Source organism: Campylobacterota bacterium (genome assembly GCA_040752835.1).
Classification (GTDB): Bacteria; Campylobacterota; Campylobacteria; order Campylobacterales; family Sulfurimonadaceae; genus Sulfuricurvum.
The window spans coordinates 167,836-184,732 of the sequence record JBFMGG010000004.1; the positions used below are offsets into that span (position 1 = coordinate 167,836).

Here is a 16,897-nt window from a genome sequence, read left to right on the forward strand (position 1 = left end):
GCGAAAAGTTATTTGAGGAGATCGGCGCGGGGGAACGTAAACGTCGACTGGCGGTCGACGATCACTTTGTCCTTCGCATCGACGGCGTATGCGCGGATCGTAATCGGAATGACCGTATCTTTGCGGTCGTCGTTGACGAGCATCTCTTCGGTATAGAGGACCACTACTTTTTTCTTGACAATCCCCGGTTTGACTTTAAACGGTTTGGCAGGCTGATCGATTTTGATCTTCCCTTCCATGCCCGCCGGAGCAATGACGTCGAAGTAATATTCGTGATCTTCGTTCAGCGTATTTTGGAGCAGGAACGTATAGGCGTTATCCACCCGCGTTTTCCCCTCCTCGGTCTGGTTGATCGAATAGAGGCGGTTTTCTTTGTTGATGTTGAGGAGCATGTACTCTTTTTTGCTTCCCATCATCGCCAGCACGATGCTGACGATCACCAATACCGCGATGTAACCGAGAATTTTAGGACGGAAATAGTCGGTCTTTCCTTTCCGGAACAATGTCTCTTTTTCGCTTGACCATTCGACCAGCGTCGGCTTGCCCAGTTTCCCCATTACTTCGGTACAGGCGTCGACGCATTCAAGACAGTTGATGCACTCCAGCTGGAGCCCTTTACGGATGTCGATGTGGGTCGGACAGACGGTCACACAGCTTTCGCACGTCGTACATTCGGCACTCGGGTTGACGCTGAGCAGGTCGTTTTGCTTGGTAAACACTTTTTCTTTGTTCTCGTTGTAGATGTCGCCGCCACGGTTGGGATTGTAGATCGCCATAACGGTGTCTTCATCGTAAAGAACCGACTGGATACGGGAATACGGACAGACGTACACGCAGAAATTTTCCTTGAGGAAAATAACGTCATACACCAAAAAGCCGACTATGACCAGGATCGATCCGATCAGCACGGGGTGTTCGGCCGGGTTCTGGATGTAGGCGAAGAAATCTTCGGGCGGTACGAAATACCACATCAAATCGGCCGCGGCGATGAACGCGAGGCCCGTCCACAGCAAAAGCGCCACGACCCGCTTGAGCTTGTTTTCCGCTTTCGAATAATCGGGTTCTTGTTGCTTGTTTTTGATCCGCTTGCGCAGGCCGAGCAGTTTCGTCTCGATCAGGTCGCGGTACACGACGCGGAAAATCGTCTGGGGACACATCCATCCGCAGAAAACCCGTCCTCCCAAGACCGTTATACCGAAAACGCCGATGAAAAGAATCATCAGCAAAAACGGCATCAGGTAAAGTTCCTGCATGTCGAACTGCACGAACATCAGGTGGAGTTTGAGCTTGTCGAAGCTAAGCAAAAACAGATGGTTGCCGTCGACCTGGATCCACGGAATGACCAGCGACAAAACGGTCACCAGACCGTAGAACCAGTAGCGCTTGATTCGCCAGGGCGTCCACCCGGCCAAATATTCCTTCCCTTGCGGGGTTGTTGTTTCGCTCATTAAACCTCCTTTGAGCTTGTTTCTATTACCGGGCAACGTATCGTCCCGATCACCGTCGCTTCGGCTTCTTCGTCGTTTCCGTCGCCGAATACGCCACTGACGACCTCTTTGAGTTCACGCGATTCGATATAGTCTTTGAGCGAACTGCGGCTCACTCCCAAAATCCGCGCGATTTCGCTCACGCTGCGGCGCTCTTTGAGCAAATCGATGATTTTTTCAAGGTGAGTATCGAATTTGGATGAAGACTTCGATCCTTTCGGACGTCCGATCCCTTTTTTCGCATCGTCTTGCAAAATCTGACGAAGCTGGTCAATCAGTCCCAACACCACCATTGTATCACTATTGCGGTCGATTACGATTCTGGGTTTGACCAGCTTGATCGTATTGCCGTTTTTGAGAAGACAGCTGAGCATCTGCACCAAATCCTCGATGTGGCTGCTCAGTGCCCACACGTCGTATACGATCAGCGTATCGTCATGGAGCGAGCGGAAAAACTGGACCACTTCGGTACGTTCGATCAGCCTTTTGCTTTGAGAGGTGTGGTCCACCATCTCTTCCTCGATGATTAATCCTTTCTGATCAGCATAACCGTTTATCAGTTTCAGCTGTTCGTATACACCGTCAAAATCTTTGTCGGAGCGTATGTAACTGACGATCATTTAACGTATAAACTCCTTTGATTTATGAGTTTCATCGTCATTCTAGCCAATGTTGACGATAATAGTCAATAGAAAAAAGGGTTTTTTCGTCAATTTTTCGCGTCCAATATCACGACTTCACACTGCAGGGCAATCCCAAACTGCTCAGCGACCCGTTTCTGGGCTTCACCGATCAGCCACAGGGCGTCGTCGAACGTTCCGCCTCCGTAGTTGACCAGGAAATTGGCGTGAACTTCGCTGAACGCCATTGCGCCGCGCCGGACACCCTTGAGGCCGACGGCTTCAATCAGCCGGCCGGCGTAATCGCCGGGAGGATTCTTAAAACAGCTCCCCGCACTCGGATCGGAGGGCTGGTTCGAACGCATCTGCGCGAACATCGCGTAGCGCTCGTCCGAATACCCCGCAACGGCATCAAAAACCGCCTCGAAAACAACCTCGTCTATCGACGTTTTGCGGTAACCGTATTCGATCTCCTCTTTTTTCTTCCATCCGCTCGGAGTCCGCAGCGCGATCAGGTGATTGAAGATTTCGTACTCTTTGAGCCCCGCGTTCATTTTGATCATTCCTCCGACCGTACCGGGAAGTTTGGAAAGATACTCGAAATGGGCGATGTCGTTTTTTTTGCAGAACGATACGACCCTCCCCCCCGGCGTCGCCGCACCGATATGGAGGCCGTCTTCCTCCAGCCGGATGAAATCGTACGTTTTGGCAAGGAGCATCAAAGGGGGCGGGGTCGGCGAAATGAGCAGGTTGTTGGCACTGCCGACGATGACGCGCCCCGGCGGAACGATGTCGTCTTCGATCAGGGCGACGTCGACGACAGGACCGATCCGGATCGAGCTGAAGCGGGAGAAATCGATCGTTTTAAAATTCATTGCATGAACGTCGGAATCATATTGAATATCCGTATCGTGAAATCTTCCATCGTATTCATCATCCACGGCATGGTAAGGATCACGATCACGACGATCCCGATGATCTTGGGGATGAAGCTCAGGGTCATCTCATTGATCTGGGTCGTCGCCTGAAAAATACTGACGGCAAGTCCCAGGAACATCCCCACCAGCAGTGCGGGCAACGCGAGAACCAAAGCGATTTTGAACGTCTCGATCCCCAATCCGATCAGCTCTTCCTGCATCATTTACGAGTACCTCAATTCGGTATATTCAAGCGGGATCATGAAATCTTTCGGATCGATGGCCGCATCGTAAAAACCGTGGCGATACCCCAGGTCGAACAGTTTTTTGATGGCGGCATACTGAATCTCGCTAAGGGTGATCGACTCGTCGTTGGCGTAGAGTTCGAGGTATTTCTCGAGCGTCGGGGCGTCGATCCGCACCAGGGAGCGCTCGAGAAGCATTTTCGAGAGGGTTTCTTTATGGTCTCGGGCCACCTTGACCGCTTTGGTCAGAAGGTTTTCGTATTCGATCGCGCTGCTAAGCGGGAGTGAACGGCGTATCGCCATCCCTCCCAGCGGAAGGGGAAGGTCGGAGCCGGCCAGCTCGCACCATACATCCCACAGTTCCCGTTCCACTTCGAGACTTTCGTCGTAGCCGAGGATGCTTTCGTGGATGAGAACCCCCGCATCGACCTCCCCCGACAAAACCGCCTGCTCGATTTCCAGAAAGTTCATGTAAACGATTTTTGCGTCGGGATAGGCGATGCGAAACAGCAGTGCGTTCGTCGTGAATTTCCCGCTGAGCGCCACCTTGAACCGTTTTTTGAGGACCGTCTCTTTTTTGCGGATCAGCTTGGGACCGTACCCCTGACCGAAACTGACCGCCGTGCGCAGCAGCGCGTAGTCGTTACGGATATGCGGGTAGAGGCCGAAACTGATCGCACTCACGTCGTAAGTGCCCGCAAGGGCCTCTGTGTTGAGGGTCTCGATGTCCAGGGCGATGTTTTCGAAAACGGTACCTTTTTTTCCGACCCATCCGAATTTGATGGCGTAGTACATAAAAATGTCATCGGCGTCGGGAGAGTGGGCAATAACCGTTTTTTTCACCTGGTTTCCTTGTTTGGCTGGACGAATCAATTAAATTTTAACGAAATAACGATAAAATAATACCATTCCATTAGTGTGAATTTTAATATTTCAATTTGTCATATTTTTTAAATATATTTCAATTTGTCATATTATTGCCTTATCTAACAACCTAATACCGTATCAGGAGAGCAACGCATGATGGATCCACAAAAACTCAAATCGCTTGAACTGGCGATGAAACAGATCGACAAAACGTTCGGGAAAGGGACGTTGATGCGTTTGGGCGACAAAGAGATCGAACCGATCAACGCCATCAGCACCGGTTCGATCGGGCTGGACCTCGCCCTCGGTATCGGCGGGGTCCCCGAAGGGCGCGTCGTCGAAATCTACGGACCGGAGAGTTCAGGTAAGACGACCTTGAGCCTGCAGATCACGGCAGAATGCCAGAAAGCGGGGGGCGTGTGCGCCTTCATCGACGCGGAACACGCACTTGACGTCAATTACGCGAAAAATCTGGGGGTCGATATCGAGAATCTCCTCGTCTCCCAGCCCGACTACGGCGAGCAGGCGCTCGACATCGTCGAAACCATCGCCCGCAGCGGTGCGGTCGATCTGATCGTCGTCGACTCGGTTGCGGCCCTCACCCCCAAAGTCGAGATCGAAGGGGAGATGGACGACCAGCAGGTGGGCGTTCAGGCCCGTCTGATGTCCAAAGCGCTGCGGAAACTCACGGGCGTTTTGCATAAGATGAACTGTACGATCATCTTTATCAACCAGATTCGGATGAAAATCGGAACGATGGGGTACGGTTCACCCGAAACGACAACCGGCGGAAATGCGCTAAAATTCTACGCATCGGTCCGGATCGACGTGCGGAAAATCGCCACGCTCAAACAAGGCGAGAGCCAGATCGGAAACCGCGTCAAAGCCAAAGTCGTAAAAAACAAGGTCGCCCCGCCGTTCCGGCAGGCGGAATTTGATATCATGTTCGGCGAAGGGATCTCCAAAGAAGGAGAACTCGTCGACTATGGCGTAAAGCTCGATATCATCGACAAAAGCGGCGCATGGTTCAGCTTCGAGGACGTCAAACTCGGCCAGGGACGCGAAAACGTCAAGCAGAAGTTCAAAGAAGAACCGGAGCTGGCCAAAAAAGTCGAAGACAAAATTAAAGCCGCCATGGGCGTCAACAACATCATGGCGATGGATGAATCTGAAATAGGAGAAGTAGACGAATGATTTTTATTGATGAAGTAAGTGCAATCGAGGTAATGGATTCCCGGGGGAATCCGACAGTCAAAGCAACGGTTCAGCTCAGCGACGGGACACGTGAAAGCGCGATCGTACCCAGCGGTGCCAGTACCGGAAAGCGCGAAGCGCTCGAACTCCGCGACAACGACAGCCGCTACATGGGCAAAGGGGTTCTCAAGGCGGTCGAAAACGTCAACACACAGATCGCAGATGCGATCATGGGCCTTTCTCCCTACAATCAGGCGGTCGTCGATGCGACCATGAAAGAGCTTGACGGAACCGACAACTATTCCAACCTCGGCGCCAACGCCGTCCTCGGTGTTTCGATGGCCGTCGCCCGCGCAGCGGCCAAAAGCCTGGGGATTCCCCTTTACCGCTACCTCGGCGGCGCGAACGCGATGGTCATGCCCGTTCCGATGCTCAACATCATCAACGGCGGAAGCCACGCCGACAACAGCGTCGATTTCCAGGAGTACATGATCATGCCCGTCGGCTTCGCCGATTTTTCCGAAGGGCTCCGCGCGTCCGCGGAAGTCTATCATAACCTCAAAAAGATCCTCAAAGACCGCGGCGCCAATACCGCACTCGGTGACGAAGGGGGATTCGCACCCGATCTGAAAAATAACGAAGAGCCGATCGAAGTGATCATGGAAGCGATCGCCAAGGCGGGTTACAAAGCGGGTGAGCAAATCGCCATCGCCCTGGACGTCGCGAGTTCCGAGCTGGTCTGCGAAGGGGGATACCGCCTCGAGTCCGAAGGGCGCACCCTCACCAGCGAAGAGCTGGTCGGGTATTACGAAGCGCTCTGCGCCAAATACCCCATCGTTTCGATCGAAGACGGTCTGAGCGAAGACGACTGGGCCGGATGGAAAATCCTCACCGAACGTCTGGGCGGCAAAGTACAGCTCGTCGGAGACGATCTGTTCGTCACCAATGCAAACATCCTCGCCGAGGGGATCGCCAAAGGGATCGGTAACGCCATCCTGATCAAACCTAACCAGATCGGAAGCGTCTCCGAGACGATGCTGACGGTACGTCTGGCGCAGCGTAACGGTTACAAATGCGTCATGTCCCACCGCTCCGGTGAAAGCGAAGACGCGTTCATCGCCGATTTCGCCGTCGCGCTCAACTGCGGAGAGATCAAAACCGGTTCAACCGCGCGCGGCGAGCGTACGGCGAAATACAACCGCCTGCTTGAAATCGAAAACGAAGTCGTCTACGGCGAATACCTGGGAAATACCCTTTTTAACTGATGCACCAGGACGACCGGCTGCTCGGAAATGAGGAAAACGAGAGTCTGACCGAACGCTATTTCGGGCTTTCGACTCTGAAGTTTTTCATTGCCGTCGCCGCCGTACTCGTTGCGGGCATCTACATGGGGCTGATTTTTTTCGGCAACAATTCGCTCAGCGTACTGCTCGACCTCGAAGAGCACCAAGACTACCTGATCGAAGACATCGAACGTCTCAAAGCGGAGAATGCGGCCCTGCAAAAGCAGTACTTCGAGTACAAAGAACTCGATGCCGACGCCGATACCGAAGAGGTTTCTGAAGTTCATTAGCCCTTCTTCGCCGTACCGACTCCGCATGATTCACACATGAAAGGGAAGCATGAAATCATCACTTCTGGCCTGCATCCTCCTCCTCTCTCCGCTCATTGCCCGGGAAAACCCCTTTTTCGCCGTCACGTCGCCCGCACAGAAAGTGACGTCCAATCTCCCCGAAAACACCCCGATGCTGGGAGCCGTAAGCTACAGCCTCCCCGACGAAGCCCGTATCCTCCAAGAGATCTCGTTGACCTATCAAAATGCCGACGGAAGCATTGAGATCCGTAAAATCGACCTGAACAGGGCTATCGATTGGCACAAACCGATCGTGATCTCTCAGGGGGGGAAATCGGCACAGATCCCTTCCAATGCCAAAACCTCTTCCTCGGGCCAACTTGAATTTGTCCGGTTTTCAAGTACGCAAAAAACTCTCAGACTCGCCTCTTCCGTCCCTCTCATGCGTCATTTTGCCCTCAGTAATCCAAACCGGATCGTTCTGGATTTTTCGTACTCGAAACTGTTTGAGAAAACCCAAAAGGCGATGAACGCTGCTCCTTATCTGGGTGCGGAAATGACCTATCACGGCAAATTTGCCCGTATGAGCATCACGCTGGACGGCCGCTACGACTACACACTGCGCCAATCGGGTAAAAACATCATTATTGATTGTCAATAAAAGAAAAAAAGTGTCGGAAGAAATTCCCCGCGTGTGCGGGGAGGAGAGTTATTTTACGGCAGCCAGTGCAGCTTCGTAATCGGGTTCCGCAGTGATTTCAGGAACGATCTCTTTGTAGGTTACGATACCTTCTTCGTTAACGGCGAAGATAGCGCGGCATGTAACACCCGCCAGAACGCCGTCCGCGATCAATACACCGTACGCGTTCGCGAAATCTTTGTTGCGGAAGTCAGAAGCAACGGTAACGTTCTCGATCCCCTCAGTTGTACAGAAACGGCCGCCGGCGAACGGAAGGTCCATCGATACGATTGTCAAATCAACGTTTGCCAATGAAGCCGCTTCTTTGTTGAAGTTGCGTGTTTCAGTCGCACATACTGCAGTGTCGAGTGAAGGAACCGCAACGATCAGCTGTTTTTTGCCTGTTGCGCCGCCCACTACTTTGTCTGCAAGACCGTTCGAGTTTACAACTGTGACCTGTGGTGCTTTATCACCGACTTTTACTTCGTTACCCGCAAGGTTAACGACGTTACCTTTAAGCATTGTTGTTGCCATTTATAGCTCCTGTTTTTGTTTGGTACGAAAATTGTACTTAATTCGGATAATTTCACTCTGAATTATCCAATAGGTGTTTCGGCTTAAGAAATATTACAGATTTGTCCGGGGAGAAACGCTCAGGGAACGGTAATCCGCCCATTCGCCGCGCAGGTAGTGTTCGACCGCAATCCGCCCTACCATGGCGGCGTTGTCGGAGCAAAAACTCAGCTCCGCCGCCAGCATCTCGACATCGTAAGGGGCCAGAATTTTTTCGAGTTCGCCCCGCAGGTAACGGTTCGCGCTCGCGCCGCCGACAACAGCGAATCGTATGGGTGGGGTCATTTTAAAGTATTTTTTGAGTTTTTGGATCAGATGGGCGGTCGCGGTTTTTTGGAAAGCCGCCGCGATGTGGGGGTACTCTTCGGACTCTGCCCCCTCAACGGCCAGGCGCACCTGGTTTTTGAGCCCCGAATAGCTAAAGGCGATCTGCGGGGACTGCCACAGCGGAACGGTAAAAGCATAGCGCTCCGGGTCTCCCCGCGATGCAAGCCGCTCGATAACCGGCCCTCCCGGGTATCCCAGCCCCATCATTTTGGCCACCTTGTCAAAGCTCTCCCCGTAACTGTCATCCAGCGTCGTCGCGACCGTTTTCATCGCATGGAGCGATTCGACCTCGATGAGCTGCGTGTGCCCGCCGGAGACCAATAAAACGGTCAAAGGGAAAACGCTCTCTTTTTCGATAAACAGCGAGTAGATATGCCCTTTGAGATGGTTGACCGGGATCACGGGAATTTTCAGCGCCAGGCTCAGCGCTTTGGCCATGCTCACCCCTTCGATGAGGGTGACGGCGAGTCCGGGGGCATTAGTGACGGCAACGGCTTTGAGATGTGTGAGCCAGGGCGAGCACTCTTCCAAAATCGCCGGGAGCGCCTGGGCATGCAGGCGACTGGCAAGTTCGGGAACGACGCCGCCGTATCGGGAGTGCTCCAGCTCCTGCGATATTTTCTTGTGATAGATCAGTTTTTTGGTGGCGATCTCGGTAATCGCGATCGAACTGTCGTCGCACGAGCTTTCGATGCTGAGGATCATGAAAGCACCCACTCTTTGACCCACGGCCACGGGCCGAATCCGGCGGCCGTGTTGATGTGCCCGGCATCGTGAAGTACGTGCAGGGGGACACCGAGCGATTCGGCAAGCGACTGGGATTCGTCCAGGCTCATGTAGGGATCGTTGTCCGACACGACCATGAGCGCCTCCTCCGCATGCAAAGCGGCGGGGAGCGGTGCGGGGAAAAACGTCGCGACTTCGGGGTATTCTCCCAGATCGCGCGGAGGGGCGCACAGCAAAAGTTTTTTGACCCGCCCTTTCAGAAACGGGGCGATGTGAAACCAGAGGACATTTCCCAGCGAATGAAGGACGACGACGTCGGGACGAAGATCGTCGAAGGCTTCCAGCGCTTCACGCACCCAGGTCTCTTTGTCGGGGCAGAGATTGTCGCTCATCTGCGGAAAGGCGACGATACAGTTCTCTACCGCCAGCTCCCGGGCGAGCCATGCCTGCCAGTGCGGCAGGTCGCTGCCGTGCCATCCGTGGAGGATCAGAACCTTTTTCACGCCTGGCCCCGAACGTATTCGCGCACCCGAAGATCGATCTCAAAAATCTCTTCAACCGACGAAGGGACGGAATCAAACGCATCGTATGCGCGCAGGATAAGGCGTGAAAGGGCCGAAAAGCCGATCTCGCCGGCAACGAAACGTTCGATTGCCGCTTCGTTGGCGGCATTGACGATCACGCCGCGCGCGGGGTTGGCCAAGAGGTCGTTTTTGATCTCCCAGATCGGATACCGCGCCGGATCGATCGTGCGAAATTCCAAAGATCCGATCCGGGCGAGATCGATCCGCTCGACGATGGGCGTTTCCACCCGCCCCATCAGCGCGTAGGCGATCGGAAGGCGCATATCCGCATGGGCGAAATGGGCAGTTGTGGAACCGTCGGCGTAGTCGATCAGGGCGTGAATCAGCGAGCGGGTTTCGATCAGGGCGTCGTATTCCCCTTCCCCGAAAAGCCATCGCGCTTCGAGAAGTTCGAAAAGCTTGTTCATCATCGAAGCGCTGTCGATCGTGATTTTCTGCCCCATCGACCAGTTGGGGTGTTTGAGGGCATCTTCGAGCGTCGCTTCACCGAGCTTTTCCAAAGGCCAGTCCCGGAACGCTCCGCCGCTGGCCGTCACCACCATGCGCGAGACGGGGCGGTCGGAGCGGTTGAGATACCAGAGGCCGAAATGTTCGCTGTCGATCGGAACGATCGAGGAGGTGTCGACGAACGTCCCCCCGACGACCAGCGATTCCTTGTTGGCCAACGCCACCTTTTTGCCGCATTCGAGTGCTTTGAGCGTCGGTCGGAAACCGGCAAAGCCGACGAGTGCGTTGACGACGTGCCCCGAGGAGGATTCTTCGATTGCCCGAAGTATCGCCTCATCACCGGCACGGACGTCGTGATGCTCAACCCTGGAACGGTCTTCGTCACGCAGGACGACGACCCGTTTGGGAGAGTGCTTTCGGATCTGGGAATTGAGAAGGTCGATGTTGCGTCCGGCCACCAGCGTATCGACGCTGAGGCCGAATTGTTCGGCAACGCGCAGGGCATTGACCCCGATGGAGCCCGTAGAGCCCAGAAGGATCAAACAAGCCCCCGCAGGAGGACGAGCATGATGATCGAAGCGAACAGGTAGCCATCAATCCGGTCAAGCACCCCTCCATGTCCGGGAAGGATGGAACCGCTGTCCTTGACCCCCGAGCGGCGTTTGAGGTAACTTTCGAACAGATCGCCGAAAACCGCACCGATCGCCGCCATCATCGAAATGATCACCGCCTGGGTGATGTCGACGATCGTGACGCCGATAAAAAAACCGGCCACTGTCGCCACGGCGATCCCGCCGTAAACCCCTTCGCGCGTTTTACTTGGGCTGGAGATACTAAAGGGGGTTTTGCCGACGCTGCGCCCCACGAAATACGCCCCGATATCGGCCGACGCAACGACCACAAGCAGCCACAGCAGTGCGGTGATCCCGTACTCCTGGTACATGCTGAGCATAAACAGCATCCCCGCGGTGGGATAAACGAACGGAAAGAAATTTTTCCACGGAATATTCTGGGTATAGGCGACCGCGGCGGCAAAAATGAGCCCCGCGATAACAAACAGATCCTCTCCGTAGGGGTAAAGGGCGGCGGCCAGCCACAAAATGGCGGCGTACGCGTACAGGGAGTTGTTGTTGATCCCGAAAAGACGCATCGCTTCATGGAACGCCAGCAGATAAACGATCCCCATCACCATCCAGATCAACCAGAAGTTGTTGATTAGGCCGACGGTAAGAACAACGGCTACGAGAACGACGGCCGTTCCGACGCGATCTTTGATAGAATTTTTTGCGGTTTGCATTGTTGATTGACCAATGGTTAAGTTAGCGAATTATAGCGCATCACACTTTAATATCGAGCAGATGCAGCGGCTTTTCAGGTTCGGGCTTCTCTTCTTCGGAACCCTCTTCGGATTCAGAGCGCCGCTGTTCCTCGTCGGCCTGCTCCCGGGTGTGCTCGCGGTCGGGATCGACTCCGTGGTTTTCTTCGGGAGGACGGACCTCTTCCACCTCTTTGCGGGCTTCCTGTGAAGCGGCCGCCGCGGCCAGCGTCTGGAGTTCGAAACGGTTGAGTACCGCTGTTTTTTCGCTCGCGACGGCAGCCATCTGCTGATTGACGTAAATTGCGTTACCGATCGGACCGACTGCCATTTTCTATCCTTTCTCGATGCTCAGCGTCTTGTAGTTGGTATACAGGACATTCGCCCCCTCGACGATTTTTACTTCTCTTCGAGGGGTATAATCGACCAGATAGCGCCCTTTCTCAAATACCGAAAAATCAACGCACAATCTGGCGGCCGCTTCGAGAAGCCGTTCGGGGAGCTGCTGCTTGTCGGTCGTGATCACGACGTGGGCGGAAGGGCGGTCTTTGAGATGCATCCAGATATCGCGGGCTTTGGCGTTTCGGAGCAGCTCAATGTTCCCTTTTTCGCTTTTCCCCAGCGACACTTTTACCCCTTCGATCCAGAATTCGGCAACCGAATCGGAATTTTTAAGCTTCGAGAGGGGAGTCTTGGCAGGGAAAAGGAGCTGGATCTCCTCGGGGGATTTCGCATCCTCCACCGCCTGGATGAAGAGCCTCTGATGACGGATCTTTTCCTCGAGATTGCGTTTTTCGAGGTGGAGCCCCACCGCTTTTTGCTTCGCTTTTTTCGAACGTCGGAAAAACGCCTCCGCACATCCGGCCGCACTGCCGCATCCCGCAGGGATTTCGAGCACTCGGGGCGTTCCGTCGAAATCTTTTACCCCGACCGAAGCGGCATAGGGGTTCACCGCATCCAGGTTTGCGAGGATGAGATGCCCCGCATGCTGCGCTTCGAGCGATTCTTCCATCAATACCGATTCGTCTTCGAGCGCGCCCAGATGTTTCTCAAGCTGTACGAGCCGTTTGTGGAGAAGCGATCTTTTTTCGCGTTTGAGCTTTTCGAGTTTTTCGGCCCCCTGCCTCCGAAACTCTTCGACCAGGAATTGCCGCACGTCGGCGAGCGGATACTCTTTGGGAACATACGGAAGCTTCGGAGGGTTGAGCAGTTTCTGGCCGACCCGCACGCTGCGGCTTGAGACGTTCGCATCGATGTGCCTCAGTGCCTCGAGGACCGTTTCGTCCGATGAGAGGATGATCGCGTTGGTATGTTTTCCGGTGAATTCCAGCTGCAGTATCGTCGTTTCGCTTTTGTACGCCCCGCTCATGCTCACGGCGATGCGGATGATCTTGTCGTCGTTGTGGAGGGTGATCGAGGTGATCGAAGCGCGGTTGAAGCGTTTGGCGAGCAAAACGTCGAAAGGGGCCTGATACATTTTGGTCCGATTGGCGCTCTCGCCGATCGTGATCGCCGAATTGCCCCGCGCCATTTCGAAATTCCAGCTGTTGTCCGCATCAAAAACGATCCGTATCCCCGTATCGCTGTAACGGTACGCCGCAACGATGCGCTCAAAACGCCGCAGGTAGAACGCAATCTGCTTTAAATAAGAATATCTCATACTATTTTACCTTCGCTTTAGAAAAACAAAATTACAATGGTGAATATTTCAACACGGACGGACAGCACCCCATGCATTTTTTCAACACGATCAAAGGCAAATTCATCGTCAATCTGGTCGCCGCGATAAGCGCGATCTTGGTGAGTGTCATTGTAGCATACTTCATCGCCACGAGTTCGATCAAGACGATCATGACGAGCGACCTCAACACCGTGGCCGACTCGCTCGAACAGACGGTTCTCTATATCTCCGAAATCGATCCCGAAGCGTACAAAAACGATACCTTCAAAAAAGACATCTTCAAAATCAAAATCGGCCAGAGCGGATACGTCTACCTCGTCGACAGCAAAGGGACGATGCGCGTTCACCCCAAAAAAGAGGGGGAAAATCTCGCGGGGCACGATTACATCGACGAGATCCGTTCCCACAAAGAGGGGGGGATCTACGAGTACCATTCGGCCACGACCGGTCAGGACAAGATCGCTGCCTACCGCTACATCCCCGCATGGGACATGTGGGTCGTCCCCGGAATCAACAAAGCCGATTATTTCGACGAGCTCAAAGCCGGGTTCTTTAAATGGTTCATGATTCTCGGCACCGTCCTCACCGGGATCCTGATCGCGATCAACTATTTCTCCGGACGCAGCATTCTGGGCCCGATCGAAGCGCTCGACAACGTTTCTTCCGACCTCGCCCACGGAAACGGCGATCTGACCAAACGGCTGCCGATCATGAACAAAAATGACGAGATTGGTATCGCCAGCAACTACCTCAACCAGTTCATTGCCAAAATCCAGAGCACGATCAACGATACGAAGCGGATCACCACTTCGGCCGTCGGTTCGACCTCGACCCTTCACAATTCGGCAAGCAATCTTTCCATCCAATCGGAAAAAACCAATACGATCGCCCAGAACACCAACGCCACAGCGGCCGAAATCGGCGAAACGCTCGAACAAAGCGTCAACATCGCCAAAAGTACCCTCGACAACAGCCGCTCGACTGAAGAGGAACTCAACAGCGTCCGCGAAATCGCCAACGCCATTACCCGTGAAATCCACAGTACGACCCAGATGAGCAACGAACTGGCCGAACGTTTCACCCAGCTTTCCAGCGACGCGGCCAGCGTCAGCGGGGTTTTGGGAATCATCTCCGACATCGCCGACCAAACCAACCTCCTCGCCCTCAACGCCGCGATCGAAGCCGCGCGGGCTGGGGAACACGGACGGGGCTTCGCGGTCGTCGCCGACGAAGTGCGCAAACTGGCCGAACGTACCCAGAAGAGCCTGACCGAAATCAACTCGACGATTTCGGTCGTCATCCAGTCGATTTCCGATTCATCCGACATGATGAGCACCAACAGCGAAAACATCGAGCGGCTCGCCGAGCGCAGCGAGGAGATCGACGCCAAAATCGATTCGGCCGCGCAGGTGCTCCGCACGAACGTCGACGCCAGCCGTCAAAGCGTCGAAGCGGCCGAGGCGATGGCCCGCAAGATCAACGAGATCATCGCCAAAGTCTCCGAGATGTCGGGCCTTTCGCAAAGCAACCAAGAAGAGATCACCAAAATCTCCGCCATCGCGGGGGAGCTCTACGACGCGGCCACCAGCCTCAACGCGCAGCTCGGGCAGTTTAAATCCTAAAACCATTTCCGCTATAATTCCCCGAAAAAAAGGGGAGGTTTGCGATGCGTTCACCGCGCGGTTTCGGGAAAAACTATTTTTCGCTCGTCGCGATCCAGGCGTACGCGTCGCATGTACGCCTCCTCCAGAACATCACCCGGATCGAGTGGATCTGCCCGACCCATCCGATCCATACCTATTCGACCGTCTCTCCTCCCGAGGGTGTCCTTACCTCATCCGCCACAACGATTATGCAACAAGGACACCCATGCACCGACACACTCTTTCACTCGTTGCCGCCGCAACGTTCGTCGCTTCCACCGAAGCCCGGGAACTGACGCTCGACCCGATCGTCGTCAGCGCCTCCAAGACCGAGCAGACTCTCCGCAGCGTGAGCGCCAATACCGACGTTATCTCCGCCGATGAGATCGCCGAACGCCGCTACGCGACCCTCGCCGAAGCGCTCAACTCCCTCGCGGGGGTCGGGGTCGTCAGCAACGGCGGTCTGGGAAAATCGACCGCCCTCTACCTCAGGGGATTCGATTCGAAACGGACCCTGGTCCTGATCGACGGGATCCGCTACAACGACAACACCTCGATGGACGGTGCGTCGTTCGAGCATCTGATGCTCGGCGACATCGAACGCATCGAGGTGATCAAGGGTGCCCAAAGCGGCATCTGGGGAAGCGACGCGAGCGCGGGGGTCGTCAACATCATCACCCGCAAAACCGCTCCGGGCACCGAAGCGAAAGCCCTCTACGAACAAGGGAGTTTCGGCACCAAAAAATACGGCGGGTCGTTCGGGTACGGAAACGATACACTCGACCTCCGCCTCGACGCCCGAAAAATCGTTTCGGACGGGTTTACGTCGTACGCGCGGCGCTATACCGATATCGAGCGCTACGAAGACGACGGCTATGAAAACCGTACCCTCGGGCTGAACGTCGGATACCGTTTCGACGGCGCCAACGCGATCCGTTTCGCCCATACCGACATCGACGTCTATACCGAATACGACTCCACGAACGGCGACTCCGCCGCAAACTACCGCAAAAACGAAAGACTCAGCCGTCTGAGTTATGAAAACCGCTTTGGGGATGCGCTCACCACCCTCTACGCCAACCGTTCGACGTTCGAACGGGACTATTCGACCGGAACGACCTATAACGGACGGGTCGGCGAATACGGCGCGCACTCCCGCATCGGCTACCGCGAAAACGATTTCATCGTCATCGGCGGGGACTACAAAACCTTCGAACATCTCAACCGCCTCAACCGGGAATACGACAACCGGGCCGTTTTCATCACCAACACCAACATCCTCGCCACCGGCACCGTCGTCACCGAATCGCTGCGGCGGGACGTGTTTGACGTGTTCAGCGACAAAACGACCGGAAAAATCGGTTTCAAGCACCCCTGGGGCGAAGAGGGGTACGTCAGCGCGAACTACGGGACCGCTTACAACGTCCCCACCCTCTACCAGCTCTACGACCCGACATACGGGAATACCGCCCTCAAACCCGAAGAGACCCGAAGCTGTGACCTCACCGTCGGTTACAGCGGGATCAGCCTCACCTATTTCGAAAGCCGCATCAAGGAGATGATCGAATACGATTTCACCTCATCGGCGTACGGTAATGTCGAGGGAACCTCCAGAATCAGGGGGATCGAGGCGGCCTTCAGGCAAGAATTGGGGAACGGGGCCCTGGTATCGCTGGGGTATACCCGACTCGATGCCCAAAACCAGCGCGGGGAGAGCCTGCGCCGCCGTGCGAAAGAGAATCTCAAATTCGGGCTCGACTACTACGGCATCCCCAAAGCACATGTCGGGCTGAGCGGAGAGTACGTCGGAAGCCGCTACGACAGCGACAACGACCGGGGTGCGCAGACGGGAAAATACACCGTTGCCTCCCTCGTAGCCGACTATGCGTGCACGAAACATCTCAAAATCTACGCAAAAGTCGATAATATTACCGACAAGTATTACCAGAGCGTCAACAATTACGCCTCTAGCCCCCGGGCCTGGTATGCCGGAATAGAGGTGTCGTTTTGATCCGGTCG

General features: G+C 54.8%; 19 protein-coding genes. 7 read left to right on the forward strand and 12 right to left on the reverse strand.

Annotated elements, in window-relative coordinates:
* Positions 1-8: 8 nt before the first annotated feature.
* The 5 genes from ccoG to AB1763_02720 all read right to left on the reverse strand — a co-directional run bounded on the left by ccoG (position 9) and on the right by AB1763_02720 (position 4,112).
* Entirely contained in the window at positions 9-1,448 is a 1,440-nt protein-coding gene (gene ccoG, locus AB1763_02700; protein ID MEW5831728.1) for a cytochrome c oxidase accessory protein CcoG, read from the reverse strand.
* Positions 1,448-2,107 (reverse strand): recombinase family protein, encoded by a 660-nt coding sequence (locus tag AB1763_02705; GenBank protein MEW5831729.1) that lies wholly within the window; start codon positions 2,105-2,107, stop codon positions 1,448-1,450. The genes ccoG and AB1763_02705 overlap by 1 nt, the downstream gene beginning before the upstream one ends.
* A gap of 89 nt (positions 2,108-2,196) precedes the next feature.
* Entirely contained in the window at positions 2,197-2,982 is a 786-nt protein-coding gene (locus tag AB1763_02710; GenBank protein ID MEW5831730.1) for a UDP-N-acetylmuramate dehydrogenase, read from the reverse strand.
* Entirely contained in the window at positions 2,979-3,245 is a 267-nt protein-coding gene (fliQ, locus tag AB1763_02715) for a flagellar biosynthesis protein FliQ (protein ID MEW5831731.1), read from the reverse strand. Before fliQ ends, AB1763_02710 begins: the two co-directional genes overlap by 4 nt.
* A 3-nt stretch (positions 3,246-3,248) precedes the next feature.
* The gene (locus tag AB1763_02720; protein MEW5831732.1) at positions 3,249-4,112 is read right to left on the reverse strand and encodes a menaquinone biosynthesis family protein; all 864 of its coding nucleotides are present in this window, start codon (positions 4,110-4,112) and stop codon (positions 3,249-3,251) included.
* Between the two features lie 180 nt (positions 4,113-4,292).
* Between AB1763_02720 and recA the strand changes: the two genes are divergently transcribed.
* From recA to AB1763_02740, 4 genes are read left to right on the forward strand one after another with little or no spacing between them, the layout of a single operon-like run.
* Complete coding sequence (gene recA / locus AB1763_02725) at positions 4,293-5,330, forward strand: recombinase RecA (protein ID MEW5831733.1); 1,038 nt, start codon at positions 4,293-4,295, stop codon at positions 5,328-5,330.
* Entirely contained in the window at positions 5,327-6,595 is a 1,269-nt protein-coding gene (gene eno, locus AB1763_02730) for a phosphopyruvate hydratase (GenBank protein ID MEW5831734.1), read from the forward strand. The genes recA and eno overlap by 4 nt, the downstream gene beginning before the upstream one ends.
* Positions 6,595-6,903: a hypothetical protein gene (locus AB1763_02735; GenBank protein ID MEW5831735.1), complete on the forward strand. Its 309-nt coding sequence runs from the start codon at positions 6,595-6,597 to the stop codon at positions 6,901-6,903. Before eno ends, AB1763_02735 begins: the two co-directional genes overlap by 1 nt.
* Positions 6,904-6,952: 49 nt before the next feature.
* Entirely contained in the window at positions 6,953-7,564 is a 612-nt protein-coding gene (locus tag AB1763_02740; protein MEW5831736.1) for an AMIN domain-containing protein, read from the forward strand.
* A gap of 48 nt (positions 7,565-7,612) precedes the next feature.
* On the opposite strand, the gene tpx is transcribed toward AB1763_02740, so the two are convergent.
* The 7 genes from tpx to AB1763_02775 form a co-directional block, all read right to left on the reverse strand.
* Positions 7,613-8,116, reverse strand: a complete 504-nt coding sequence (gene tpx, locus AB1763_02745; GenBank protein ID MEW5831737.1) for a thiol peroxidase — start codon at positions 8,114-8,116, stop codon at positions 7,613-7,615.
* 93 nt (positions 8,117-8,209) lie between these two features.
* The gene (gene tsaD / locus AB1763_02750; protein ID MEW5831738.1) at positions 8,210-9,187 is read right to left on the reverse strand and encodes a tRNA (adenosine(37)-N6)-threonylcarbamoyltransferase complex transferase subunit TsaD; all 978 of its coding nucleotides are present in this window, start codon (positions 9,185-9,187) and stop codon (positions 8,210-8,212) included.
* Positions 9,184-9,711 (reverse strand): alpha/beta hydrolase, encoded by a 528-nt coding sequence (locus AB1763_02755; protein MEW5831739.1) that lies wholly within the window; start codon positions 9,709-9,711, stop codon positions 9,184-9,186. The genes tsaD and AB1763_02755 overlap by 4 nt, the downstream gene beginning before the upstream one ends.
* Positions 9,708-10,781: a 1-deoxy-D-xylulose-5-phosphate reductoisomerase gene (gene dxr, locus AB1763_02760; GenBank protein ID MEW5831740.1), complete on the reverse strand. Its 1,074-nt coding sequence runs from the start codon at positions 10,779-10,781 to the stop codon at positions 9,708-9,710. Before dxr ends, AB1763_02755 begins: the two co-directional genes overlap by 4 nt.
* Positions 10,778-11,536 carry a phosphatidate cytidylyltransferase gene (locus AB1763_02765; protein ID MEW5831741.1) on the reverse strand — a complete coding sequence of 253 codons (759 nt, stop codon included), beginning with the start codon at positions 11,534-11,536 and terminating at the stop codon, positions 10,778-10,780. Before AB1763_02765 ends, dxr begins: the two co-directional genes overlap by 4 nt.
* A gap of 40 nt (positions 11,537-11,576) precedes the next feature.
* Positions 11,577-11,885, reverse strand: a complete 309-nt coding sequence (locus AB1763_02770) for a hypothetical protein (protein ID MEW5831742.1) — start codon at positions 11,883-11,885, stop codon at positions 11,577-11,579.
* A gap of 3 nt (positions 11,886-11,888) precedes the next feature.
* A complete protein-coding gene (locus AB1763_02775) occupies positions 11,889-13,214 on the reverse strand; it encodes an NFACT family protein (protein MEW5831743.1) in 1,326 nt (441 codons plus the stop codon).
* 71 nt (positions 13,215-13,285) lie between these two features.
* Here AB1763_02775 and AB1763_02780 point away from each other — a divergent pair, with 71 nt between their 5' ends.
* From AB1763_02780 to AB1763_02790, 3 genes are read left to right on the forward strand one after another with little or no spacing between them, the layout of a single operon-like run.
* Entirely contained in the window at positions 13,286-14,857 is a 1,572-nt protein-coding gene (locus tag AB1763_02780) for a methyl-accepting chemotaxis protein (GenBank protein ID MEW5831744.1), read from the forward strand.
* A gap of 44 nt (positions 14,858-14,901) precedes the next feature.
* Complete coding sequence (locus tag AB1763_02785; protein MEW5831745.1) at positions 14,902-15,174, forward strand: hypothetical protein; 273 nt, start codon at positions 14,902-14,904, stop codon at positions 15,172-15,174.
* Positions 15,105-16,889, forward strand: coding sequence for a TonB-dependent receptor (locus AB1763_02790; GenBank protein ID MEW5831746.1), 1,785 nt, complete (start codon positions 15,105-15,107; stop codon positions 16,887-16,889). Before AB1763_02785 ends, AB1763_02790 begins: the two co-directional genes overlap by 70 nt.
* Positions 16,890-16,897 lie beyond the last annotated feature (8 nt).